Raw genomic sequence first — 24,838 nt, 5'->3', positions numbered from 1 at the left:
GGAATGCCCGAAAGGTCATGGCGCGGCCATGACAAATCGCCGGAATCCGGTCGGCTGACCTGACGACGCCGGGGGTGCCGGGTTACTGGCTTGACTCGCTTGTTGACACCATGTGACTCTTGCTGTTGAGTCTTTCTGACAAGGGTCACCAACGTGGGGTGCGAGATGGGTGGCGAAGACATGGCAACCGTGGGGATCATCCTGGCCGGTGGGCGGGGCGAACGTGCCAAGCCGATCACGCTGGAGTCCGCCGACTACATCCGGAGCAAGGCGCTGATCCCCTTCGTCGGCCGCCGACTCATCGAATGGGTGGTGGACGCCTGTCGCGAGCAGGGCATCCGCCGCTTCTACGTGGTGGCCCAGGGCCTGGAGAACCGCAGCCAGATCATGCTGCTGCTGGGCCACGGCGAGCGCTACGGCGTCGAGGTGCGCTACTCGCGGCCGAGCTTCGACCGCTACAACGTCGGCTCCGGCGCGGCCACGCTGCACAACCTGGAGGAGTGGGACCTCACCGAGCAGGCCCTGGTGCTCCCGGTGGACTCGATCTTCGACTTCTCGCTCGCGGAACTGGAGGCCAGCCACCGGGCCGCCGACGCGGTGGTGACGGTGGCCGCGGTGGCCCGCACTCCGCAGGAGGTGGCGGGCAAGTACGGCGCGATGCGCACCGACGCCCGCGGCCTGGTCGCCGGCTTCGTGGAGAAGCCGTCGCTGGAGCGGATCGACGAGCTCTTCCCCGAGGTGCGCCAGGACGCCGACGCGCTGCTCCCCACGAACGCCGGGATGTACCTGGTGGACTGCGCGCGACTGCGGGAGGCCGCCCGGGAGCCGGAGCTGATGCGCCAGGCGCAGCAGCGGCTCGACTGGGGCGGCGACCTGCTGCCCACCCTGGTGGAGCGGGGGCTGCCGGTGGCCGCACACCGGATCAACCGGCTCGGCGACCTCGGCAACGTCGAGGACTACCTGATCACCCTCAAGGACGTGCTGGCCGGCGACTACCCGCTGATGAACGAGCTGATGGCCGAGCCGGCCAGTGACAGCCCGCGGTACTGGATCCACGAGAGCTCGCTGGCCACCCGGGACGACATCACCGGAACCACGCTGGCCGACAAGATCGAGGACGGCAGCGTGGTGATCGGCCCTGGCGTGCGAATAGGCCGGCACGTCGCGGTGGGCAGCGACGTGCGCCTGGAGTACGCGGATGTCGGCGACGGCGTCGAACTGCGCGCGGGCGCCAGGCTCAGCCGCAGCTCCTGCGGCGACGCCTCGGTGATCGGCCAGTACGCGGACATCAGCGACAGCTATGTCGGCCCCATGGTGGAGATCCAGTCGGACCGGGCGAACCCGGTCCGACTGGAGGGCTTCTCGGCCATCGGGGACGGTGCCCAGCTCTGGCGGGGCTCCCGGCTCTCCGGGGTCAGCGTCTATCCGCGCCTGAGGGTGCCGACGATCGCGAACCTCCCTTCGGGCACCAGGCTGACCAACTCGGACGACATCCTTCGGTGGATCTGATCCGCCCTGCTGTGATCGGCGCGACACCCGACGACCCGTCACCTGACGGCTGAGCAGAGGAGAGAACGGCGATGGAGAATTCGGTGGTGGTGGTCGGCGGCGCCGGGCGAGTCGGCCGGGTCGTCGTGCAGCGGCTGCTGGAGCGCCGGGAGAGCGTGCGCGTCATCGGTCGCAGCGTGCCGCAGGCGCTACGGCACCTGGCACCCGGTGCGGTGTTCAGACAAGGGGATGTCCGCGTCCCGCAGAGCCTGGAGAGCGGGCTGACCGGGTGCTCGGCGGTGGTCTACTGCGTCGAGCCGGGCACCGCCAAGAGCGGTCCCGACCGGCCGGAGACCACCGCCTGCCACGGGGTGCGCAACGTCCTGGAGGCTGCCACCGCCGGCGGCAACCGGCCGCACATGGTGCTGATCAGCCAGTTGCACGCGACCCACCAGGGGCATCCGCTGAACGCCTATGGACGGCTGCTGTCGTGGCGCTTCGCGGGCGAGGAGGCGGTGCGCGAGTCCGGGCTGCCGTACACCGTGGTGCGGCCCGGCTGGCTGATCGACGACCGCAAGGCGGGGCACCGGGTCCGGCTGGACCAGGGTGACCAGAACACCGGCCAGGTGGCCCGGCAGGACGTGGCGGAGGCCTGCGTGCAGGCCCTGTACACGCCGGCCGCCCGGGGCGTGACCTTCGAGATGTTCAACGAGCCAGGGGCACCGTTCCCGTCCTGGAGCGAGGCCTACGGCTCGCTCGCCTGGGACCGGACGCCGGTGGCCTGAACCCTCCGGTGGCCGCGGCGCGTTCGGCGTCGAGTCCACCGATCTCCGCCCGCACCCGTGCGCGCGTCGGCGAAGCGGAGAACACGCCCGGTCTTTTCCCCAGCGGGGGAGAGGCGAGGCGGAATCCACAATTCCGGGTGCAACATGGGGTAGGGAGTTGACAGACGATATGACTAAGCCTCGGGTAACGACTGAAGTCCCGCCCGAAAAGCTGCTGGCGGCCGAAGTGACCGCTGGGCATCCGCAGCCGCTGGGTGCCACGGTGGACGAGGCCGGGGTGAACTTCTCGGTCTTCTCCGAACGGGCCACGAGGGTCGACCTGCTGCTGTTCGACGGTTTCAGCGCACCTCAGCCGGCGCGGGTCATCACGCTCGATCGGGAACGGAATCACAGCTATCACTTCTGGCACTGCCACGTCGCCGGTCTGAAGGAGGGACAGGTCTACGCGTACCGAATGGACGGTCCGCAGCAGACCAAGGAGACCGGGACCAGGTTCAACCACCGCAAGGTCCTGCTCGACCCCTACTCGCGGTCGAACATCAACACGCTCTGGGACCGGTCCCGCGCGGTGGGCCACGAGGACAACTGCGCCTACGCGATGCGCAGCATGGTGGTGGACCTGGACTGCTACGACTGGGAGGGCGACGAGCCGCTGCGCCGGCCGATGGCCGACACGGTCATCTACGAGATGCACGTGGGCGGCCTGACCGCTTCGCCCACCGCCCGGGTGACCCACCCCGGCACCTTCACCGCCGTGATCGAGAAGATCCCGTATCTCAAGGAACTCGGCGTGACCGCGGTCGAGTTGCTGCCGGTCTTCGACTTCGACGAGCGCCAGGTGCTGCGGATCGGCCCGAACGGCACGCCGCTGCCCAACTACTGGGGCTACGACTCGTTCGGCTTCTTCGCCCCGCACAGCGCGTACAGCTCCGACCCGTGCGGCTGCGTGCACATCGAAGACTTCCGGAACATGGTCAAGGCGCTGCACAAGGCCGGCATCGAGGTCATCCTGGACGTGGTGTTCAACCACACCTCGGAGGGCAACGAGCACGGCCCGATGATCAGCTTCCGAGGCCAGGCCAACGAGGTCTACTACCACCTGTGGTCGCAGGACCGCCGGCACTACATGGACTTCACCGGCTGCGGCAACGCGATCAACGCCAACCACCCGGCGGTGGCCAAGTTCATCATCGAGTGCCTGGAGTACTGGGTCACCGAGCACCACGTGGACGGCTTCCGCTTCGACCTCGCCTCCGAACTCTCCCGCGGCGCCGAGGGCTACGAGATGGAGACCCCGCCGGTGCTCTGGGGCATCGAGCTGTCCGGGGTGCTCTCCGAGACGAAGATCATCGCCGAGCCCTGGGACGGTGGCGGCCTCTACCAGGTCGGCCGCTTCCCCGGAAAGCGCTGGGCGCAGTGGAACGGGCCGTTCCGCGACGACATCCGGCGCTTCGTGCGCGGTGACGCGGGGCTGGTGGGCACGGTGGCCACCCGGATCGGCGGCTCCCGCGACCTGTTCAGTCGGCAGGGTGAACTGCCCACCAACAGCGTCAACTTCATCACCTGCCACGACGGCTTCACGCTGAACGACCTGGTGAGCTACAACGGCAAGCACAACCACGCCAACGGCGAGGCCAACGCGGACGGCAGCCACGAGAACTTCAGCTGGAACTGCGGGGTCGAGGGCGCCAGCGACGCGGAGGAGATCGAGCGGCTGCGGGTGCGGCAGATCAAGAACCTCACCGCGATCCTGATGCTCTCCCGCGGCGTGCCGATGATCCTGGCGGGCGACGAGTTCCGCAACAGCCAGGGCGGCAACAACAACGCGTACTGCCAGGACAACGAGATCTCCTGGCTGGACTGGGAGCAGGCGGAGAAGGAGACCGAGGTCCAGGACTTCTTCCGCTCCATGATCGCGTTGCGCAAGCGGTACGCGACGCTGCGCCAGCCGCACTTCTTCAGCGGGCGGCAGAACGAGCGTGAGGTGGCCGAGGTCGGCTGGCACGGCACCAAGCTGAACCAGCCCGGTTGGGAGGACACCGACGCCCGGGTCCTCTCCTTCACGCTGGGTGGCTTCGACGGCGATCCGGACCTGCACGTGATCCTCAACATGTACCACCTCGGTCTGGACTTCGAGCTCCCCCACATCGCGGGGCACCAATGGCACCGAACGGTCGACACCGCCCGCGGCGCGGGGGCTGACGTGCTGTCGCCCGGTGCGGAGGAGGCCATCGAGGGCCACCTCTTCCACGCCCACGGTCGCAGCGTCGTCGTCCTGGTGGCGCTGCCCGACAACGGAGGCACCAATCGATGAGCGCACCCGACGTCCGACGGACCTACTCGGACAGCATCGCCGGATACATCACCTCCTACGACCCGAGCAATGACCGCTTCGGTCTGCGGACCAGCGACGGGCGGGAGTTCACCATCCACCTGGATGGCCTGCTCGGCTCCGAGATCGTCCGCAACCTCGGCGACAAGGACCGTCGGGACACCAGCGGTGCCACCCGCGACCTGCTGGCCGAGGGCCGCTACGTCTTCGTCTACGGCCTCTTCCACCAGTGGGTGGGCGGCGAGCGGATCGACGCCCGCCAGATCATCTTCCCGGAGGAGCGCCGCGGCGCCTACGTCTTCGAGAAGCCCAACTGGTGGGTCCAGCAGGCGGCCGAGATAGCCGACTTCTACCTGCGCGGCCACTTCCCCGACGGCGTCTACGACTGGCGCGGCTTCCGCACCCGGCTGACGCTGCACGGCACCCACGTCGCCGACCACATCGAGCAGGACCTGCGCCAGGAGACCGACACCATCTCCCGGCTGGTCTACGGGCTGGCCACCGCCTTCATGCTGACCGGTGAGGAGCGCTTCCTGGAGGCGGCCGAGTCGGGCACCGAGTACCTGCGCGAGCACATGCGGGTCTCGGACGAGCAGGCGGGCGTCGTCTACTGGTACCACGCCATCGACATCACCCCCGATGCCCAGCGCAAGGTCTTCGCCTCGGAGTTCGGCGACGACTACAACGCGATCCCGATGTACGAGCAGATCTACGCGCTGGCCGGTCCGACCCAGACCTACCGGATCACCGGCGACCCGCGGATCCTGGACGACATCGACCGCACGGTCGCGCTGTTCCACAAGTACTTCAAGGACGACGAGCGCGGCGGCTTCTTCTCCCACCTGGATCCGATCACGATGGATCCGCGCTCCGACTCGCTGGGCCAGAACCGGGCCAGGAAGAACTGGAACTCGGTCGGCGACCACGCCCCGGCGTACCTGATCAACGCCTACCTGGCCACCGGACGGGCGGACTTCGCGGAGCTGCTGGAGCAGACCGCCGACACCATCGCCAAGTACTTCCCGGACGAGCCCAACAGCCCGTTCGTGCAGGAGCGCTTCCACGAGGACTGGAGCCCCGACCGCGCCTGGGGCTGGCAGCAGGACCGCGCGGTGGTCGGCCACAACCTCAAGATCGCCTGGAACCTCACCCGGATCCGGGCGCTGCGGGACAAGCCGGAGTACAGCGAACTCGCCGAGCGGATCGCCGCGATCATGCCGCCGGTCGGCAGCGACCAGCAGCGCGGCGGCTGGTACGACGTGGTCGAGCGGATCCCCGACCCGGACAGCGGTGCCCACCGCCTGGTCTGGCACGACCGCAAGGCCTGGTGGCAGCAGGAGCAGTCGATCCTCGCCTACATGATCCTGGCGGGGGTCACCGGGGACCCGGAGCACAAGCGGCTGGGTCGCGAGGCGGCGGCGTTCTACAACGCCTTCTTCCTCGACTACGACGACGGCGGCGTCTACTTCAACGTGCTCGCCAACGGCATCCCCTACCTGCTCGGCACCGAGCGGCTCAAGGGCAGCCACTCGATGGCCGGCTACCACGCGCTGGAGCTCTGCTACCTGGCGGCGACCTACACCAACCTGCTGGGCACCTCGCAGCCGCTCACCCTGCACTTCCGGCCGCGTCCCGACGCGTTCCCGGACCGGGTGCTGCGGGTGGCTCCCGACCTGCTGCCGGAGGGCTCGGTGCAGATCGACCAGGTCTGGATCAACGACGAGCCCTACCAGGACTTCGACGCCAAGGCGATGACCGTCAACCTGCCGCAGAGCAGCGAGCCGCTGCGGGTGCGGGTGGTGGTCGAGCCGGCCGACCTGCGGCTGCGGATCTCCAGCGAGTTCGACGGCGAGACCGCGCACGTCCACCTGGAGGGGGTCCTCGACCTCCAGGAACTGGACAACTTCCGCCGCGGCTTCGGCGAGGCCCTGTCGGTCAACCCGCGCCGGGTGGAGTTCCACCTCTGCAAGGTCACCGAGATCAGCCGCCCGATCATCAACGAGCTGCTGTTCCAGCGGACCAAGATCGGAGCGGACGTGGACTTCGTCATCGTCGGCTCCGCCGAACCCGAGATCGCTCAGATGCTCATCGCGACCGATGCCTTCGTGCTCGACCCCGACCGCGTCTGCACCGACGAGTGAACCCTGCGCCGCGCTGGTCCGCCCCTGCCCTCACCGGGCGGGGCGGGCCGTGCGGCCCGAACGCCGAAGGACCAGCTGTGACCACGGTTTCGCACCTCCGTCATCCGTATGCGGGGGATCGGCAGGACGGAATCTCCGAGTACTGCCGAGACCTCTTCTCCTGCTTCGCCCGCTCCGATCAACGCCGTTGGGGTGAGGTCTACCTGCGAGGGCTGCTGCATGCCCCCGGACGGCGGACCCCGGCCAACATCACCGAGAACGTGCTCGGCCGCCGAGCGGTCCAGCCCATCCAACAGTTCGTCAACCAGAGCACCTGGGCCTCGCACGCCGTCCGCCGCTACCTGGCGGAGCGGGTGGCCGGTGCGGCGGCGCCCAAGGCCTGGGCCGTCGACGAGGTGGTCTTCCCGAAGAACGGCACCCGCTCGGCCGGGGTCGGCCGGCAGTTCGTCGGCTCGGCCGGACGGGTGGTCAACTGCCAATTAGCGCTGGCCACTTCACTGGTCCACCAGGGCGGCAGCCTGCCGATCAACTGGCACCTGATGCTGCCCCGGCACTGGGACGAGGACGACGAGCTGCGCAGCCAGGCGCACGTCCCGGTCGAGGAGCGACACCGGCCGCGCTGGAGCTACGTGCTGGAGTCGCTCGACGAGGTCCTGGAGTGGAACGTGCCGCCGGCCCCGGTGCTGGCCGACTGGACCTACGAGCCGGACATCGAGGCGCTGCTGGTCGGGCTGGAGGACCGCAACGTCGGCTACCTGGTCGAGGTGGGGCCCAGCACGCTGCTGCCGGTGCGTCAACTCTCCGGCCGGGCACCGGGTCAGCGCAACCCGGCGGTGGATGTCGCCGTCGCGCTGGGGAGCCGGGCCGAGCGGGTGGCGCTGTCCTGGCAGGACAGCGCGGCGGCGCGCACCCGGCACTCGCAGTTCATGGTGGTGCCGCTCGGGGCCGGCCCGGTCGGCCCGATCGGGGCGATCGGCCGCCAGCCGCTGCGTCCGCGCCGGGCCGGCGGCTACCGGGTGCAGCGCCAGCTCGTGGTGGAGTGGCCGTTCGGCCGCCCCCGGCCGCGGACCTACTGGCTGACCAACCTGCCCGCCGACCGGCTGGCCGACACCGTCGCGCTGGCCGAGCTGCGGCACCACGTCGCACTCAGCCACGACCGGCTGCGACAGAACTACGGACTGGGCGACTTCGAGGGCCGCTCCTTCCGCGGCTGGCACCACCACGTGACGCTCGCCTCGGCGGCGCTCGGCTTCCACACCCTGCAGGAGCTCGGGGAGGTGGAGGAGTTGGTGGCCTCCGAACTGGACGACGAGCAGTTCGAGGCCGAGCTGGAGGCCGAACTCGAGGCCGAACTCGAGGAAGGCCTGGAGGAGGACCTGGCGCAGGAGGTTCCGCAGGAGCTTCGCACGCGCTGATCCGCCCTCGCCCGGGAGCAGTCAGGGCCGGTATCCCGATCGGGATACCGGCCCTGCTGTGCGGTCAGCGATCACTGCTGGAACGAGAGTTCGACCCGGTCCATCCGGCCGCAGGTGGGGCAGTGGACGTGGGCGTGGCCCCGGCCCTCGCCGGTGCCGCTGCTCGCGGGTGCGGGGGTTCGTGCGTCTGCGTGTACTTGGGTCTGTGCGGGTGCGGGTGCGGGGACAGGTGCGGGTGCCGGCTCGGGTATCGGTACCGGTGCGGGCCCGGCGTGGTCCGGCGACTCGGCCAGTGGCTCGGCGACCCCGGACAGCCGCTCCACCGGTGACCGCGGATGGTCCTGGTGGCGGTTCTCGCTGGTGCCGCCCAGCACCTCGACCATGTAGAAGAGCAGCAGCACCCCGAAGATGGTCAGGCTCGCGATCGCGCTGGCCAGCCCCACCAGGGTGGCGCCGAGGTACATGATCGGACCCATCAGGAAGTGCCTGCGCATCACCGCGGCCTGGGCCGGGGTGATCGTCCGGCCTAGGTGGCGATGGCCGGATGAGGCGTAGATCCAGACCGCGTTGAACGGGATCCCCCCGAGGGTGAGGGTCAGGCCGTAGAAGACCGCCGCCGTCCGCTCCCCGTGGCCGGTGCTCATCGCCTCGGCCAGCACGTGGGTGGGGAACGGGATGAACGAGACGTTCATCAGCAGCAGCAGGTTGAAGAGCATCAGCGGGCGGTCGACCCGGCGGATGAAGAAGAGCATGGAGTGGTGGTTCATCCAGACCATGCCGATGATCAGGAAACTGACCGCGTAGGCGCCGAGGGCCGGCCACTGGTGCGCCAGCCGGTCGATCAGCGGGCCGTTCCCGTTGGGGAGGTTGATGTCCAGGACGAGCAGCGTGATGGCGATCGCGAAGACGCCGTCACTGAACGCCTCCAGCCGGCCGGTGCTGATCTCGAAGGACTCGGGGACGCTCACCTCGTCCTGGTGCTCTCGATGGTGGATCGGTTTCACGGTGGATGCCTCCCGGGGGCAAGGCGGCGGCCCGGGACAGCCCGCCAAGGCTGTCCCGGGCCGACCACTACCAGGGATATGTCGTTGCGGGCGGTCTCACTCGGTCCCGATGACCCAGTGCTCGACCGCCGCCATCTGGTGGATGTAACGCGGCTCGACGAACTCGTGCAGGTCGGCGAGGAGGGCGGCGAACTCCGGGGAGTCGTAGGCGGCGCGCAGCGCCTCCTCGGTCTCGAAGTTGAACAGGTAGGCCCCGTCCAGCAGGGTCTCGCCGAGCCCGTACCAGCCGTCCCGAGTGAAGTTCTGACTGTAGCGCACCAGTCCGGGCAACTGCAGGGCCACCTTGGCGTGCTGGCCCAGGCTGCGGGCGCGGAACTCCTCCACGGTGGTGCCGTTGGTCCGCTTGACCAGCAGCACCAGCTTCACCGGGTGCGGCACCGCCGAACCCGGGCCGGGGAGCACCAGGTTGGCGTCGGTGTCGAGCACCACGGTGCGCCAGAAGGCGGCCCAGTTGGGCTCGTCCAGCCGGGCGCCCTGGAGGAACTCGGGGGTCTGCAGCGAGGCGATCTGGTCCTCGTCGTTCTCCAGCCAGATCTCCGCGATGCCGCTCCACAGCGGATCGGCCGGCTCCTCGCCGAGCGGGATCCGGGTGTCCACGGCGTACTTGCGGATCTGCGGGATCTTCGAGGCGAAGTTCGGGGCGTGCACCTCCAGCCAGTATCGCTGGAACTCCTGCTCGCTCATCCCCGGCTTGGGGTGGGCGAAAATGAGCTGGTGGATCATCAGTTCTCCTTGGTGGATGGCTGAGGTCTGGGTCAGACCTGGTAGCGCTTCTTGACGTCCTCGGCGAAGCCGAGGTAGTCGCGCAGCGGCCAGACCTCCTCGAACTCCAGGTACTCGCGCATCGGCAGCCGGCCGAGCGCGGTCCGGTCGAGCTCCTCGGCGTCGGGGGAGTCGATGATGGCGATCACCCGCTTCTGCGCCGCCACCTTCCAGATACCCACGCAGAAGCCGGAGTTGATGGTCTCGACGGCGTGCTCGGCCTCCTCCTGCTCGACCTCCCACAGCTCGTCGAGGGTGATCCGGCCCTCGTGCTTCCACTTCATCTGGACGTAGAACAGCATGGTGTGCTCCTCGGGTTGGGTGCTGGTGCCGGGACTGGCTGTGCTGCTGCTCGGTCGCGCCGCTCCGACTGCCGTCAGCTGGAGGCGAGTTCGACGACGAGCGGGTGGTCGGCGCCGAACGTGTCGAGGGCGACGTCGTGCGGCGTCTTGCCGTCGTGGCCCACCAGGTCCCGGCGGGCGCCGGCGGCCAGCAGGATCCGCGCGCACTCCTCGTAGCCGTGCCAGAGTGCGTCGTGCAGCGGGGAGTAGCCGTTGGTCGCGCCCTGGAAGTCCAGGTTGATCCCGGGGCGGGCGACCAGCAGGCCGGTGATCTCGGCGTGCCCGTTGTAGACCGCCTTGTGCAGCGGCACGGCGCCGAAGCAGGGTTCCACCGCGTTGACGTCGGCGCCGGCCTCCAGCAGCAGCGAGACGATCTCGGTGTGCCCGTCGCGGGCGGCCACGTGCAGCGGGGTGTGGCCGTCGTTGAAGCCGTTCAGCCGCGGGTAGACCGCGTCCACCTGGGCGCCGGCCGCCAGCAGGCCGGGCACCTGCGCGGTGTCGCCGGCCGCCACCGCGGCCATCAGCCGCTGGGCGTCCACCGCGGCGCTGTCGGAGGCGCGCCGGGCGTTGAGGTGCTGCTCGGCCTGGAGCAGCAGGTCCTTGCCGCGGGTGTTGACGTTGAGCTCGTACTCGAAGTGCTGCTTGAGCGAGAAGCCGTAGTGGGTGTAGACCTCCAGGCTGGCGCCCTGCGCCAGCAGGTACTCCACCAGCTCCGGGTACTTGTACCAGAGCGCGTCCATCAGCGGGGTGTGGCCGGTGGTGGGTGCCACCGCGTCCACGAAGGCGCCGGCTTCGACCAGCGCCCGGGCCACCTCCACGCTGCCGCCCTGGCAGGCCTTGTGCAGCGGGGTGGCGCCGGCCCGGGTGTCCGCGGTGAGCGGGTCGGCGCCGTGCGAGAGCAGCACCCGCACGGTCGCCGGGTCGGCCTGGCCGGCGGCGACCATCAGCGCGGTCAGGCCGGTCTCCTGGTCCCGGGTGTTGGCGTCGGCGCCCCGGGTCAGCAGGGTGCCGACCAGCTCGGTGTCCCGGGCCTGCACCGCGTCCAGCAGCGCGCTGCTGGTGTGCCGGCTGCGCGGGTCGTCGTCGCCGCGGATCGCCCGGATGATCTGGGACGGGTCGGTGTAGGACTTCCAGCGCACGATCTTGCCCTCGCGCACGGTCAGCCACTGGACGAACTCGATCTCGAAGGGGAGGCCGGTCGCCTTGATGGTCGACTCTTCCTGGATCACGCCGGCGGCGTTCTCGCCGTCCACCGAGATCCGGACCAGCGCCTCCTTGCCCACCTCGGCGACGCCGGTGAAGACGCCCAGGCTGTCCAGCACGGCCTGCCTGCCGTGGACCGTGCCGATCCACGCCATGTCGTCGTTGTAGCCGGGGACCGGCGCGTAGTTGATCCACTCCACGTCGTCCGCCAGGCAGTCCAGCGCGGTCGCGAAGTCGCCCGAGGTGAGCGAGGTGAACCAGCGCTCGGCCACCGCGCGGGTGGTCGCGGTCTGCTCGGAGTCGGTCATGTCGGTGCTCCTTTCATGGCTCAGTGGAGCCAGTCGGCCTGGATGAACTCGAGGTAGTGCCCCTCCGGGTCGCGGACGAACAGCGCCTTGACGCCGAGTGCCGGAACATCGGCCACATCGGTGACCAACTCGGCTCCGCGAGACTTGAGTTGCGTGGCTGTCTCGGCCAGGTCCGCTACGTAGAAGGTGAGTTGGCTCAGTCCCCGCAGAGCGCCGTGGTTGGGCGGCAGCGGGCGGTGGACGTCGGTGCCGTTGGCCACCCGCATCAGCTCCAGCACCTGGGTGCCGTTGCCGAGATAGGCCACCTCGGCGTCGAACTGCGGGAACTCCAGGCCGCGGATCAGGGTGAAGCCGAGGGTCTCGCGGTACCAGTCGGCGGTGGCCTTGAGGTCGGCCACCGACAGGCAGGCGGACAGCCGCAGCACCGGCAGCGGTTCGGTGGTCCCGGTCATCTGGCGGCCGCCGGGGCCTCGTCCCGGCGCAACCCGCCGAACAGCCGCGACCAGTCGGTGCCGGCGCTGCCCGACCCGTTGTAGATCTCGAAGGTGATGCCGGCGCCCGCGGGCAGGTAGAGGGCGTTCACGATGGCCTCGGCCACGTCGTCGCGGCAGATCTTGCCGTCGCCGGTGTCGCCCTGCTCCAGCCGGACCGCGCTGCCGGCCGCATGACGGTCGGTCAGCCAGCTGGGTCGGACCACCGTGTGCGGCAGTCCGGCCGCGCGCACCGCGTCCTCGCCGGCCAGGCGCCAGTCCAGCAGCCGGCCGTAGGAGTTCATCGAGTTCTCGGGCCGGGTCACGTAGATCTGGCTGACCAGCGCGAAGTGCGGCCGGGCGCCGCCGGCCGTGGCGGCCTCCAGGGCATTGAGCACGCCCTGGTACATGGTGGCGCGCGGGCTGTCGGAGCCGGAGTCGGAGGTGCCGGGCTCGACCGAGTAGACCACCGCCGAGCAGCCGGCCAGCGGCGCGGTCAGGGTGGCCGGCTCGCGGACGTCGGCGCGGAAGAACTCCGCCTCGCTCCGGTGCCGGGACCCGCGCTCGCTGCGGCCCAGCACCCGCACCCGCTCGCCGCGGGCCAGCAGCTTCTCGACAACCAGGCGGCCGACCCGGCCGTTGCCCCCGATCACCGCAATCGGACTGTCCATGAATCCTCCAGTCGAGCCACCGAGTGCCCGTCGCAGTCGGTGCCACCACAGTCGATGTCACTAGTATGGTGAAATCTAGTCAACTCCGGTTTTGCTAGTGAAGTCACCGCTCATTGCGTTCATTTGCCGAGCTTAGAACGTCACTGGCCACCCGATGTGACGATGAATTTACAGATAGCTTGACTGGCGGGGGAGGCGGCTGGTTAAGCTCGTTTTGTGCCCTGGACAGGTCCGTCATGCCGGATGGAGCCTCAGGCGCCTCGGCCAGCAAGCCGCCTCGCCGCCCGCTGGGGCACGCGTCTCAACTCCGCTTCCCACGGAACAGCGAGGAGCCTGAAACCTCATGAGCAATCTCCAACGCACCGCATCGGCGCCCGGGGAGTTGACCGCCCGCCGTAAGCAGATCTCGTTGCTGATCCTGTGCGCCGCGGTCTTCCTCGACTCGCTCGACAACTCGGTACTCGGCGTGTCGCTGCCGAGCATCAAGCACGCCCTGAACCTGACCGACGGTTCGCTCCAGTGGCTGGTCTCCGGCTACACCGTCGGCTACGGCGGCTTCCTGCTGCTCGGCGGCCGGGTCGCCGACCTCTGGGGCCGCAAGCGAACCTTCATGGTCGCCACCGTGGTCTTCATCATCGCGAGCCTGCTCGGTGGCGTCTTCACCGACGGCTCGCTGCTGGTGGCTACCCGGGTGCTCAAGGGCATCGCGGCCGGCTTCACCGCCCCCGCGGCGATGTCGCTGATCACCACCACCTTCCGGGAGGGCTCCGAGCGCAACCGCGCGCTGGGCATCTTCGCGATGACCGGTGCCGGCGGCTACAGCTTCGGCCTGGTGCTCTCCGGCGTGCTGACCGAGATCAACTGGCGGCTGGTCTTCTTCGTGCCGGCCCTGATCGCCCTCGGCGTGCTGATCGCCAGCCCGCTGATCGTCGGTGACCGCGCCGACGCCACCCCCCGCAGCCGGGGCGGCTTCGACCTGGGTGGCGCGATCAGTGCCACGGTCGGCGTGATGCTGCTGGTCTACGGCCTGGTCCAGGCGCCCGCCTGGGGCTGGGGCTCACCGTCGGCGATCGGCACGCTGGCCGGCGCCGTGGTGCTGCTGATCGGCTTCGTACTGATCGAGTCCCGGCACCGGGCGCCGCTGGTGCCGCTGTCCATCTTCCGTTCCAGGACCCTGAGCAGCGCCAACCTGGTGTCCGTGGTCTGGGCCTGCTCCACCATCGGCTGGCAGTTCGTGGCCAGCCTCTACGTGCAGGAGACGCTGGGCTACAGCGCGCTGCAGACCGCGTTCGCCTTCCTGCCGCTCGGCCTGGTGATCGTGGTGACCGCCAAGTACGCCTCCGGCGCGCTGGTCGGGCGCTTCGGCGTCCGCGCGGTGGCCACCGCGGGCATGCTGCTCCAGGGCCTGGGCGTGCTGCTCTTCCTGCGGATCGGCCACCACAGCGACTTCGCGACGGTGCTGCTGCCGGCCATCCTGATCCACGGCATCGGCAACGGCCTGGTCTACCCGACCGTCAACATCGCGGGCGTCAGCGGCGTGGCGGACGAGCGCCAGGGTGTGGCCTCCGGCCTGATCACCGCCGCGTACCAGATCGGCGCCGGTATCGGTGTCGCGGTGCTGGCGGCCGTGCTGACCGCCACCGCCACGACCACCGGACCGGGCGTCGGGGTGACCAACTACCGCTGGGCCTTCATGGTGGCGGTGGTCTTCTCGGCGGTCGGCGTGCTGGTCGCGCTCTTCGGGATCCGTCCCAGGTCCGCCTCGACCGCGGTCGGCGGCGGCAGCGGGAGCCAGACCGCCACGGCGGCGGCTCCGACCACCGCGGCGGCCAACTGAGTGCTGCGGGTGCCGTGTCCGGGCGCCGACCGGTCCGTTCGCGGGTCGGTCGGCGCCCGGGCCGTTCCGCCGCGGGCCGGCTCCCTGCGGGCCGTCCTCCCGCGGGGGAGGAGCGGAGGGTGAACCGATGACCGTGCGAGGACGCCGGTGGGGCGTCGGGATCGCGCTGGCGGCGCTGGCCGCCGCCGGCGCCGTCACGTTCGGCCTGGACCCGGTCCGGGCCCAGCTGACCGAGGCGGTGCGCGACGACCCCGCCACGACCAGCCCGAGCACCCTGGCCCAACTGCCCGCGCCCGCCCGCGCCTACGTGGACGCGGTGGCGGCGAAGGACCTGGACGGCCTGGTCGCCGCCTTCGACCCGGCCGGGGTGGTGATCGACGTCGGCCGTGAGATCCGCGGCCGGGACGCGATCCGGCAGTGGGCCGGCCGCGAGGTGATCGGCGGCCGGCTGACCGTGCTGCGCGCCACCCCGCGCCCGGGCGGGACCACCATGCTGGTGGTCTTCGCCCCCGGCGGCGTCGGCGGCTTCCGCGCCGACTACGCCTTCGACCTGTCCGGCGGCCTGATCACCAGGGCCGCGCTGAGCTATGCGGACTGATCCGTACCGCGACTCGGGACAGTGCGCAGATCGATCTGACGACGAGCCGAGTCCACTTCGGCCGGGCCTACCTGGCCCCGATCCCCGCTGATACACCTGAAGTGGGGATGCCCGGGCCAAGGAGTCGCCCACGCACACCGCCACCAAAGGAGGCCATCGAACATGGCGAAGAAACGGATCCTCATCGTGCTCTCCGAGTACGGCTACTGGGGCGAGGAACTCGTCGGCCCGCTGGAGACCTTCGACAAGGCCGGTTACGAGGTCACCTTCGCGACGCCGACCGGCAAGCGGCCGGTCGCCCTGCCGCCGAGCTACGACCCCGAGTACATCGACCCGCCGCTGGGCAAGTCGGTGACCAGCGGTGAGATGGCCGCGAAGGTCAAGGCGGTCGACACCTCGGACCGGCTGGACAACCCGCTGGACATCGCCTCCTGGCTGCCGGACCGGCCCTACCGCAGCCGGCCCGACTTCCTGCGCGCGTTCGAGGCCTACCACGACCGCCGCGAGCACGTGAAGGCGCAGATCGCCGAGCGCTACGACGCGCTGCTGATCGTCGGCGGCTCCGGGCCGATCGTCGACCTGGCCAACAACTGGCGGGTGCACGACCTGATCCTGGCCTTCCGCGACCTGGGCCTGGTGGTGGCCGCCGAGTGCTACGGCGTCGCCTGCCTGGCCTTCGCCCGGGAGATGGACGACCGGGTCAGCATCATCCGCAACAAGCACGTCACCGGGCACTGCATCGAGTACGACTACAAGGACGGCACCGGCTTCATGGGTACCGACTTCGTGATCGGCCCGCCGCCGTACCCGCTGGAGTACATCCTGCGCGACGCCACCGCGCCGAACGGTGCCTACCACGGCAACTTCGGCCACGACACCTCGGTGATCGTGGACTTCCCGTTCGTCACCGGCCGTTCCACCCCGGACTCCTACCTCACCGGCCAGAAGGTCGTCGAGGTGCTGGAGCACGGACTGCGCCAGTGGGGCTTCACCGTCAACAGCTGAGCCCCGGCGCCCCAAGACCGGGCGGGTGGTCGCATCCGGCGCGCACCGCGCGACCGCCCGCCCGTTTCCCGCTCCAGACCACGACGTTGCAGAGATGAGGCTGAGATGGCCGGCAGCAGGCCCGCCCGGGTGGCGATGCTCGAACAGTTCAAGGCCGACGGGGTGCGCTACATGTTCGGCAACCCCGGAACCGTGGAACAGGGCTTCCTGGACGAGCTGCGCTCCTTTCCCGAACTGGAGTACGTCCTGGCCCTCCAGGAGGCCGTGGTGGTCGGCATCGCCGACGGCTACGCCCGGGCCACCCGCAAGCCGACGCTGCTCCAACTGCACTCCGGCGTGGGCCTGGGCAACGGCATCGGCATGCTCTACCAGGCGATGCGCGGCCATGCCCCGCTGGTCTGCGTGGTCGGCGAGTCCGGCCTGGCCTACGACAGCATGGACGCCCAGATGGCCGCCGACCTGGTCGGCATGGCCAAGCCGGTGACCAAGTGGGCGACCCGGGTGGTGGATCCGCAGTCCACCCTGCGGGTGCTGCGGCGGGCCTTCAAGGTGGCCGCCACCCCGCCCTACGGGCCGGTCCTGGTGGTGCTGCCGGCCGACGTGATGGACCAGGAGACCACCGAGGACGCGGTCCCCACCTCCTACCTGACCACCACCAGCATCCCCGACGCCGCCTCCGTCGAGCAGGCCGCCGGTCTGCTGGCCGGCGCCCGCCACCCGCTGATCCTGGCCGGTGACGGCGTCCACTTCGCCGGTGCCCAGGCGGAGTTGGCCGAGTTCGCCGAGGCCTGGGGCGCCACGGTCTGGGGCGCGGACTGGTCCGAGGTCAACCTGCCGGCCGAACACCCGCTCTTCGGCGGCCAGTTGGGCCACATGTTCGGCGAGGCGAGCGCCAAGGTGATCAACCCGGCCGACGCCGTGCTGATCACCGGCACCTACACGCTCAACGAGGTCTACCCGCTGCTCGACGGGGTCTTCTCGCCCGGCACCAAGGTGGTCCACCTGGACCTGGACAGCGGCGCGATCGCCAAGAACTTCCCGGTGGACCTCGGCCTGCTGGCCGACCCGAAGCACACCCTGCCCCGGCTCACCGAGGCGCTGCGTCGCCGGCAGACCGGCGAGCAGAAGGCCGACGCGCTGGCCCGGCTGACCAAGGCGCAGCTGGCGAAGAAGGTCGCCGCGCTCGAGGTGAACGCCATCGACGTGGCGGGCGTGGGCCAGGACCCGCTCTCCGCCGAGCTGTTCGGCTTCGAGCTGGCCAAGCAGCTGCCCGCCGACGCGGTGCTCTTCGACGAGGCGCTGACCAGCTCGCCCGGCCTCTTCCGGCACCTGCCGGCCAGTGTGCCCGGGCAGTGGCACCAGACCCGCGGCGGTTCGCTGGGCGTCGGCATCCCCGGCGCGATCGGCGCCAAGCTGGCCCACCCCGAGCGCACCGTGGTCGGCTTCACCGGCGACGGCGGCAGCATGTACACCGTGCAGGCGCTGTGGACGGCGGCCCGCTACGACATCGCCGCCAAGTTCGTGATCTGCAACAACGGCCGCTACCGGCTGCTCGACCTGAACATCGAGGAGTACTGGAAGACGGTCGGCGTCGAGCACCACGAGTTCCCCGGCCCGTTCGACCTGGACCAACCGGCGATCAACTTCGTCAAGCTCGCCGAGTCGCTGGGCGTGCGCGCGGTGCGGGTGGAGAAGCCCGAGCAGGTCGCGCCCGCCATCCACGAGGCCCTGGCGCACCGCGGTCCGTTCCTCATCGACCTCGTCGTCGGCCGTTCCTCCTGACCGAATCAATCAGCAGTGAAGGAGTGTGCGCTGTGGTGCTGAACGGCCAGAAGATCGCGGTCCTGATGGAGAGCGACTTCTACGAACCGGAGATCCTCTACTACCAGCGCCGGTTCGCCGAGGAGGGCGGCGAGGTGCACTTCCTCACCCGGCTCTGGGGCAGCGACCGGCTGGTCTTCCGCGGCCACGAGCATCGGATGCCCTTCGAGGTGTCGGAGTCCTTCGAGGACCTCGACGAGTACGGGCTCAAGGAGTACGCGGCGTTGATCGTCCCCTCGGGCATCGTCGCCGACCGACTGCGCTACACCGAGCAGCCCGACCAACTGCCGCCCGCCGCCGTGCTGCTGCGCCGCGCCTTCGCCGATCCGGCGATCGTCAAGGGGATCATCTGCCACGGCATGTGGCTGGCCGCCCCGGTCCCGGCGGTGATCCGCGGGCGGCGCGCGGTGGTGCACAACAACCTGCTCGGCGACCTGAAGAACATGGGCGGGGTCTACGTCGACGAGGACGTGGTGGTGGACGAGGACCTGGTCACGGCACGGACCGGGAACCACTGCCACCTGTTCGCCCGGCAGATCATCGAAGAGCTCGCCAAGCGGAGCAGCCGGCAGCACGCCGAGCTGTCCTGACGGTCCGACAGGGGGAGACCGCAGATGACAGACCTGGTCACGCGCGCCGCGCCGGCGCGCGAGGAGCCGTCCGCCGGGACATCGGCCCCGGCACTGGTGGGCCGGATACCCGTGCTCGACCTCAGCCCGGTGGTGGAGGGCGGCCGCCGCCCCGCCAAGGCGGTGCTGGGCGAGACCTTTCTGATCAGTGCCACGGTCTTCCGCGAGGGCCACGGCAAGCTCGGCGCCAACGTGCTGCTGCGCGACCCCGACGGGCGGCCCGGACCGTGGCTCCCGATGCGCGAGCTGGCGCCCGGCACCGACCGCTGGGGTGTTGAGGTCGCCGCGACCGGGACGGGCCACTGGAGCTACACGGTGGAGGCCTGGAGCGACCCGGTGAGCAGCTGGCTGGACCGGGCCGAGATCAAGCTCCCGGCCGGCCAGGACGTCGAACTCACCCTGGAGGAGGGCGCGCTGCTGCTGGAGCGGGTGGCCGCCGGGGTGCCGCGGGGGAGCGCGCGCAGCACCGTGCTGAACGCGGTGGCGGCGCTGCGCGATCACCGCCACGCCGCGCTGACCCGGCTGGCGGCCGCGCTGCTGCCGGGCGTGACGGCGGTGCTGGAGCGCTACCCGCTGCGCGAGCTGGTCACCTCCTCGGCGACGCTGCCGCTCCAGGTCGAGCGGCGGCGGGCGCTGTACGGGTCCTGGTACGAGTTCTTCCCGCGCTCCGAGGGTGCCACCCTGGAGCCTCCCTCCTTGCCCGGCACCGGGCAGGAGGGGCCCACGCGCTCGGGCACCTTCCGCACGGCGGCGCAGCGGCTGCCGGCGATCGCGGCGATGGGTTTCGACGTGCTCTACCTGCCGCCGGTGCATCCGATCGGCCTGGCCTACCGCAAGGGCCCCAACAACACGCTGACCCCGGGGCCCGAGGACGTCGGCTCGCCGTGGGCGATCGGCTCGCCGGAGGGCGGCCACGACGCGATCCACCCGGACCTGGGCACCATCGAGGACTTCGACGCCTTCGTCGCCCGGGCCACCGAGCTGGGGCTGGAGATCGCGCTCGACTTCGCGCTGCAGGCCTCCCCCGACCACCCCTGGGTCGACAAGCACCCCGAGTGGTTCAGCCACCGGATCGACGGGACCATCGCCTACGCCGAGAACCCGCCGAAGAAGTACCAGGACATCTACCCGATCAACTTCGACCAGGACTTCGACGGCCTGGTCGAAGAAACGTTACGCCTGCTGCGCCACTGGATGGGCCACGGCGTGCGGATCTTCCGGGTCGACAACCCGCACACCAAGCCGGTGCACTTCTGGGAGAAGGTCATCGGCGAGATCAACCGGACCGACCCGGACGTGGTCTTCCTGGCCGAGGCCTTCACCCGGCCGGCGATGCTGCGGACCCTGGCGAAGATCGGCTTCCAGCAGTCGTACACCTACTTCACCTGGCGCGACAGCAAGCAGGAACTCACCGAGTACCTCACCGAGTTGACCGAGGAGACCGGTGCCTACCTGCGACCCAACTTCTTCGTCAGCACCCCCGACATCCTGCCGCGCTCGCTCCAGGGCCAGGGCTTGAGCGCCTTCGCGGTGCGCGCGGTGCTGGCCGCCACCCTCTCGCCCAGCTACGGCGTCTACGCCGGCTTCGAGTTGGGCGAGAACGCCCCGCTGGACGACGGCGAGGAGTACCTGGACAGCGAGAAGTACCAGCTGCGCCCGCGCGACTGGACCCGCACCGACACCCTCGCCCCGCTGCTCACCACCCTCAACCGGCTGCGCCGCGAGCACCCCGCCCTCCAGGAGCTGCGCAACCTCAGCTTCCTGCCCACCGACAACGACCGGATCATCGCCTACACCAAGCGGACCGGCGCCGACCAGGTGATCGTCGTGGTCAACCTGGACCCGACCGGCGTGCAGGAAGCCACCGTCACCCTCCCCGGGGTCGTCGGCCCGCTCTCCGTGCACTGCGAACTCTCCGGCGGCGACCACCGCTGGCAGCACCGCAACTACGTCCGGCTCGACCCCGAGCAGGGCCCGGCGCATATTCTGACGGTCCGTCAGGAGGACTGAAATGTCAGCGATCCTCTGTGCCACCTGCCTGGGCGCGGAGCGCGGCGCCGAACTGCAGGCCGACGAGCTGCTGCGCCCGCTGCTGCGCGACCTGCTGCCCTGGCTGGTGACCCGCCGCTGGTTCACCCACGAGCACGGCCACCTGGAGCAGTTGGCCCCGGTCAGCGCCTCGGTGCTGGACGGCCCGCGCCCCGGCGACCCGGACGCCCCGGTGCTGCTGCACTCGCTGCTCGACGCCCGGCACGGGACCACCGGCTCGCGCCACTACCAACTGCTGGTCGGGCTGCGCCCCAGCCTGCCCGAGGCGCTGGCCCCGGCCGGGATCGGCACCGCGCAGGGCGGCCGCTGGGACGGCTGGTCGCTCTACGAGGCCACCGCCGACCACGAGTTGATGGAGCGACTGCTGGATCGCACGGCCGGCTCGGCGGCCGGCGTCGGCGAGCTGCGGATGTCGCTGACCGGCGCCGAGCCGCTGCCGCGCGGGTTGAGCGCCCGGGCGCTGGCGGTGGAGCAGAGCAACAGCACGGTGGTCTACGGCGACCGCCTGCTCTTCAAGATCTTCCGCCAGCCCGAGCCCGGACTCCACCCGGAGACCGAGGCACTGCGCGGCCTCACCCAGGTGCGCTGCGAGCGCATCCCCGGCCTGGCCGGCTGGCTGCACACCGACGGTGAGCCGCAGCAGTCCATGGTGCTCGGGATCCTGGAGGAGTTCCTGCCGGCCCGCGGCGACGGCTGGCAGCTGGCGGTCGAGCAGGCCGGCGACTGCATCACCGGCTCCTGCCCCACGGTGCCCGCCGTGGACGGTTTCACCGACGAGGCGCGCGCCCTGGGCGCGGCGGTGGCCGAGGTGCACGCCTCGCTCGCCGAGGCCTTCGGCCAGGTGGAACTCGGGCCCGCGGAGATCGTCGCGCTGGTCGACGGGCTGCACCGCGAGCTGCGTGCCGCCGTCCGCGAGGTGCCCGAACTGGAGCCCTACGCCGGACGGTTGGGCAGCCTGTACGAGGACTTCGGCAAGCTCGCGCTGCGCGGGCGGGGTCTGCGCGCCCAGCGGGTCCACGGTGACCTGCATCTGGGCCAGGTGCTGCGCACCGAGGGCGGCTGGAAGGTGATCGACTTCGAGGGCGAGCCGGCCCGCCCGGTGGCCGAACGCGTGCTGCCGCAGCCGGTGCTCAAGGATGTGGCGGGCATGCTGCGCTCCTTCGAGTACGCCGGTCAGCAGGCGCTGGCCGGGCTGGGACCGCTGCCCCGGATCGTCGGCCAGGGCGACTCGCCGGCCGGTGAGTCCGCCGAGCAGGCCACCGCCCGGCTGCGCCGCAGCCGCCGCGCCTATGCCTGGGCGGTGCGCAACCGCCGTGCTTTCACAGCCGGTTACGCGGCGGCCGGGGGCGTCGATCCGCACTGCCACCCGGTGGTGCTGCGGGCCTTCGAGGCCGAGAAGGCCGTCTACGAGGCGGTCTACGAGGCCCAGCACCGGCCGACCTGGCTGCCGATCCCGATGGCGGCGATCCAACGCCTGGTCTTCGGCCGCTGACCGCCCGCGCGACGCCCTCCCCCTTCCCCCGGCCTTCGGCGGCGGGACCCCCAGGCCGCCGGCCCAGGGACGCCCACGCTGTTCTCCATGACGACAGGACCCGCACCCGTGACTCCGCGCCTCGCCCTCGAACTGGATCCCCCGGTCCTGCAGCTCTCACCGGCGCGGCCCGCCCCGGAGGAGACCGCCCGCCTGCTGGCCGGCCGTCACCACGATCCGCACGCCCTGCTGGGCGCCCACCCCGGCAAGTCCGGCGTCGCGGTGCGGGTGCTGCGGCCCGGGGCCGACACGGTGCTGCTGGAGACCGAGGTCGGCCGGATGGCGCTGTCCCCGGCCGAGGACGGGCTCTTCACCGGTCTGCTGCCCTCGGGCTGGCAGGCCGACTACCGGCTGCGGGTCATCGATGCCGACGGCGAGTCGCCCGCCCAGGAGGACGGCTACCGGTTCGCGCCCACGCTGGGTGAGTTGGACCTGCACCTGATCCGGGAGGGGCGGCACGAGCAGCTCTGGCGGGTGCTGGGGTCGCACCTGCGGGTGGTGGACGGGGTGGCCGGGGTGGCGTTCGCGGTGTGGGCACCGAACGCGGTCGGGGTGCGCCTGGTGGGCGACTTCAACTTCTGGGACGGCACCGGGCTGCCGATGCGCTCGCTGGGTGCCAGCGGCGTCTGGGAGTTGTTCGTACCAGGCCTCGGCGAAGGGGCCGTCTACAAGTACGAGATCGCCACCCGGGACGGCCGCCTGCTGCAGAAGGCCGACCCGCTGGCCCGCCGCACCGAGGGCCCGCCCGCCACCGCCTCGGTGGTGCACGAGTCGAGTTACGTCTGGGGCGACGAGCGCTGGCTGCGGCACCGGTCCGCGCGGCCCGTCCAGGACGGCGCGATGTCGATCTACGAGTTGCATCTGGGTTCCTGGCGGCCCGGCTTGACGTACCGTCAGCTGGCGGCGGAGCTGCCGGGGTATCTGCGGGGGTTGAACTTCACGCATGTGGAGTTCATGCCGGTGCTGGAGCATCCGTTCGGTGGTTCCTGGGGCTACCAGGTGTCGGGGTTCTACGCGCCGACCGCGCGGCTGGGCTCGCCGGACGACTTCCGGTTCCTGGTCGACGCGCTGCACCGGGCCGGGATCGGGGTGATCATGGACTGGGTGCCGGCGCACTTCCCCAAGGACGAGTTCGCGCTGGCCCGGTTCGACGGCGAGCCGCTCTACGAGCCGGCCGACCCGCGCCGCGCCGAGCACCCGGACTGGGGCACCCTGACCTTCGACTACGGCCGTACCGAGGTGCGCAACTTCCTGGTGGCCAACGCGGTCTACTGGTGCGAGGAGTTCCACATCGACGGCCTGCGGGTGGACGCGGTCGCCTCGATGCTCTACCTCGACTACTCCCGCGAGGACGGGCAGTGGGCCCCCAACCAGTTCGGCGGCCGGGAGAACCTGGACGCGGTCGCCTTCCTCCAGGAGATGAACGCCACCGTCTACCGCCGCTGCCCCGGCGTGGTCACCATCGCCGAGGAGTCCACCGCCTGGGACGGCGTCACCCGCCCCACCGACGCGCTGGGGCAGAGCGGCGCGGGCGGCCTGGGCTTCGGCCTGAAGTGGAACATGGGCTGGATGCACGACTCGCTGCGGTACTTCGCCCGGGAGCCGATCCACCGCCAGTACCACCACCACGAGTTGACCTTCTCGATGGTGTACGCCTACGCCGAGAACTACGTGCTGCCGATCTCGCACGACGAGGTGGTGCACGGCAAGGGGTCGCTGGTCGCCAAGATGCCGGGCGACTGGTGGCAGCAGCGGGCCAACCACCGCGCCTACCTCGGCTTCATGTGGGCCCACCCGGGCAAGCAACTGCTCTTCATGGGACAGGAGTTCGCCCAGGGCGCGGAGTGGGACCACGAGCAGGGCCCGCAGTGGTGGCTGCTGGAGGAGGGCTGGCCGGCCGCCGAGGACCACCGCGGTGTGCGGCGGCTGCTGGCCGACCTGAACCAGCTCTACCAGGACTACCCGCCGCTCTGGCAGCTCGACGCGGACCCGGCCGGTTTCCACTGGCTGGACGCCGACGCGGCGCAGGACAACGTCTACTCCTTCGTCCGCCGGGACACGGCGGGGCGCACCCTGGTCGCGGTCTGCAACCTGTCGCCGAACGTGCGCGCCGACTACCGGATCGGACTGCCGGCGGCCGGGCGGTGGCACGTCGTCCTGGACACCGACCACTCCCGCTACGGCGGCGCCGACGCCGGCCAGGGCGGCCCGTACCAGGCCGCGGAACTCCCTTGGCAGGGGCAGCCGTTCAGCGCCGAGCTCACCCTGCCGCCGCTGGCCACGGTGTGGCTCTGCCCGCAGGGGCCGGAGCTGCCGCTGACCGCGGCCCGGTCTGCCGGGCCGGCCCCCGAGGCGGGCTGAGCGGAGCCGGTCGGGCTCGTCGGCCGC

General features: G+C 70.7%; 19 protein-coding genes. 13 read left to right on the top strand and 6 right to left on the bottom strand.

Translation table 11 applies throughout. The features are described from left to right. Positions 1 to 180 precede the first annotated feature (180 nt). From OG403_RS16495 to OG403_RS16475, 5 genes are all read left to right on the top strand, one after another. Positions 181 to 1,509: an NDP-sugar synthase gene (locus OG403_RS16495; RefSeq protein WP_329565062.1), complete on the top strand. Its 1,329-nt coding sequence runs from the start codon at positions 181 to 183 to the stop codon at positions 1,507 to 1,509. Positions 1,510 to 1,580: 71 nt separating this feature from the next. After that, a complete protein-coding gene (locus tag OG403_RS16490) occupies positions 1,581 to 2,273 on the top strand; it encodes an NAD(P)H-binding protein (RefSeq protein ID WP_329565060.1) in 693 nt (230 codons plus the stop codon). A gap of 226 nt (positions 2,274 to 2,499) precedes the next feature. Then, positions 2,500 to 4,587: a glycogen debranching protein GlgX gene (gene glgX, locus OG403_RS16485; protein WP_329565058.1), complete on the top strand. Its 2,088-nt coding sequence runs from the start codon at positions 2,500 to 2,502 to the stop codon at positions 4,585 to 4,587. After that, on the top strand, positions 4,584 to 6,746 hold the full coding sequence (locus OG403_RS16480) for an AGE family epimerase/isomerase (RefSeq protein ID WP_329565056.1): 2,163 nt from the start codon (positions 4,584 to 4,586) through the stop codon (positions 6,744 to 6,746). Before glgX ends, OG403_RS16480 begins: the two co-directional genes overlap by 4 nt. A 77-nt stretch (positions 6,747 to 6,823) precedes the next feature. Next, positions 6,824 to 8,161: an IS701 family transposase gene (locus tag OG403_RS16475; protein WP_329565055.1), complete on the top strand. Its 1,338-nt coding sequence runs from the start codon at positions 6,824 to 6,826 to the stop codon at positions 8,159 to 8,161. Between the two features lie 71 nt (positions 8,162 to 8,232). Here OG403_RS16475 and OG403_RS16470 read toward each other — a convergent pair whose 3' ends face one another. From OG403_RS16470 to OG403_RS16445, 6 genes are all read right to left on the bottom strand, one after another. Next, entirely contained in the window at positions 8,233 to 9,165 is a 933-nt protein-coding gene (locus OG403_RS16470) for a TMEM175 family protein (protein ID WP_329565053.1), read from the bottom strand. 96 nt (positions 9,166 to 9,261) lie between these two features. Continuing rightward, positions 9,262 to 9,948, bottom strand: coding sequence for an EthD domain-containing protein (locus tag OG403_RS16465; RefSeq protein ID WP_329565050.1), 687 nt, complete (start codon positions 9,946 to 9,948; stop codon positions 9,262 to 9,264). 32 nt (positions 9,949 to 9,980) lie between these two features. Next, positions 9,981 to 10,289 carry a muconolactone Delta-isomerase gene (locus OG403_RS16460; protein WP_329565048.1) on the bottom strand — a complete coding sequence of 103 codons (309 nt, stop codon included), beginning with the start codon at positions 10,287 to 10,289 and terminating at the stop codon, positions 9,981 to 9,983. A 74-nt stretch (positions 10,290 to 10,363) separates the two neighbouring features. Further along, positions 10,364 to 11,839 (bottom strand): ankyrin repeat domain-containing protein, encoded by a 1,476-nt coding sequence (locus OG403_RS16455; RefSeq protein WP_329565046.1) that lies wholly within the window; start codon positions 11,837 to 11,839, stop codon positions 10,364 to 10,366. 20 nt (positions 11,840 to 11,859) lie between these two features. Then, positions 11,860 to 12,291, bottom strand: a complete 432-nt coding sequence (locus tag OG403_RS16450) for a VOC family protein (protein ID WP_329565044.1) — start codon at positions 12,289 to 12,291, stop codon at positions 11,860 to 11,862. After that, positions 12,288 to 12,980, bottom strand: a complete 693-nt coding sequence (locus OG403_RS16445) for an SDR family oxidoreductase (RefSeq protein WP_329565042.1) — start codon at positions 12,978 to 12,980, stop codon at positions 12,288 to 12,290. The genes OG403_RS16450 and OG403_RS16445 overlap by 4 nt, the downstream gene beginning before the upstream one ends. Before the next feature lie 343 nt (positions 12,981 to 13,323). Between OG403_RS16445 and OG403_RS16440 the strand changes: the two genes are divergently transcribed. The 8 genes from OG403_RS16440 to glgB all read left to right on the top strand — a co-directional run bounded on the left by OG403_RS16440 (position 13,324) and on the right by glgB (position 24,811). Continuing rightward, positions 13,324 to 14,817, top strand: coding sequence for an MFS transporter (locus OG403_RS16440; protein ID WP_329565040.1), 1,494 nt, complete (start codon positions 13,324 to 13,326; stop codon positions 14,815 to 14,817). A 127-nt stretch (positions 14,818 to 14,944) separates the two neighbouring features. Further along, a complete protein-coding gene (locus tag OG403_RS16435) occupies positions 14,945 to 15,415 on the top strand; it encodes a nuclear transport factor 2 family protein (protein ID WP_329565038.1) in 471 nt (156 codons plus the stop codon). Positions 15,416 to 15,577: 162 nt separating this feature from the next. Next, a complete protein-coding gene (locus tag OG403_RS16430; RefSeq protein WP_329565036.1) occupies positions 15,578 to 16,420 on the top strand; it encodes a type 1 glutamine amidotransferase domain-containing protein in 843 nt (280 codons plus the stop codon). A 105-nt stretch (positions 16,421 to 16,525) separates the two neighbouring features. Next, positions 16,526 to 18,202: a thiamine pyrophosphate-binding protein gene (locus OG403_RS16425; protein ID WP_329565034.1), complete on the top strand. Its 1,677-nt coding sequence runs from the start codon at positions 16,526 to 16,528 to the stop codon at positions 18,200 to 18,202. Between the two features lie 32 nt (positions 18,203 to 18,234). Then, on the top strand, positions 18,235 to 18,831 hold the full coding sequence (locus OG403_RS16420) for a DJ-1/PfpI family protein (protein ID WP_329565032.1): 597 nt from the start codon (positions 18,235 to 18,237) through the stop codon (positions 18,829 to 18,831). 24 nt (positions 18,832 to 18,855) lie between these two features. Continuing rightward, positions 18,856 to 20,880 (top strand): alpha-1,4-glucan--maltose-1-phosphate maltosyltransferase, encoded by a 2,025-nt coding sequence (locus tag OG403_RS16415; protein WP_329565030.1) that lies wholly within the window; start codon positions 18,856 to 18,858, stop codon positions 20,878 to 20,880. A 1-nt stretch (position 20,881) separates the two neighbouring features. Beyond that, on the top strand, positions 20,882 to 22,411 hold the full coding sequence (locus OG403_RS16410) for a maltokinase N-terminal cap-like domain-containing protein (protein ID WP_329565027.1): 1,530 nt from the start codon (positions 20,882 to 20,884) through the stop codon (positions 22,409 to 22,411). An 87-nt stretch (positions 22,412 to 22,498) separates the two neighbouring features. Then, on the top strand, positions 22,499 to 24,811 hold the full coding sequence (glgB, locus tag OG403_RS16405; protein ID WP_329565025.1) for a 1,4-alpha-glucan branching protein GlgB: 2,313 nt from the start codon (positions 22,499 to 22,501) through the stop codon (positions 24,809 to 24,811). The last annotated feature ends 27 nt before the right edge of the window (positions 24,812 to 24,838 follow it).

It is taken from the genome of Kitasatospora sp. NBC_01266 (assembly GCF_036242395.1).
Lineage (GTDB): Bacteria > Actinomycetota > Actinomycetes > Streptomycetales > Streptomycetaceae > Kitasatospora.
This window is presented reverse-complemented; position numbering and strand designations above follow the sequence as displayed.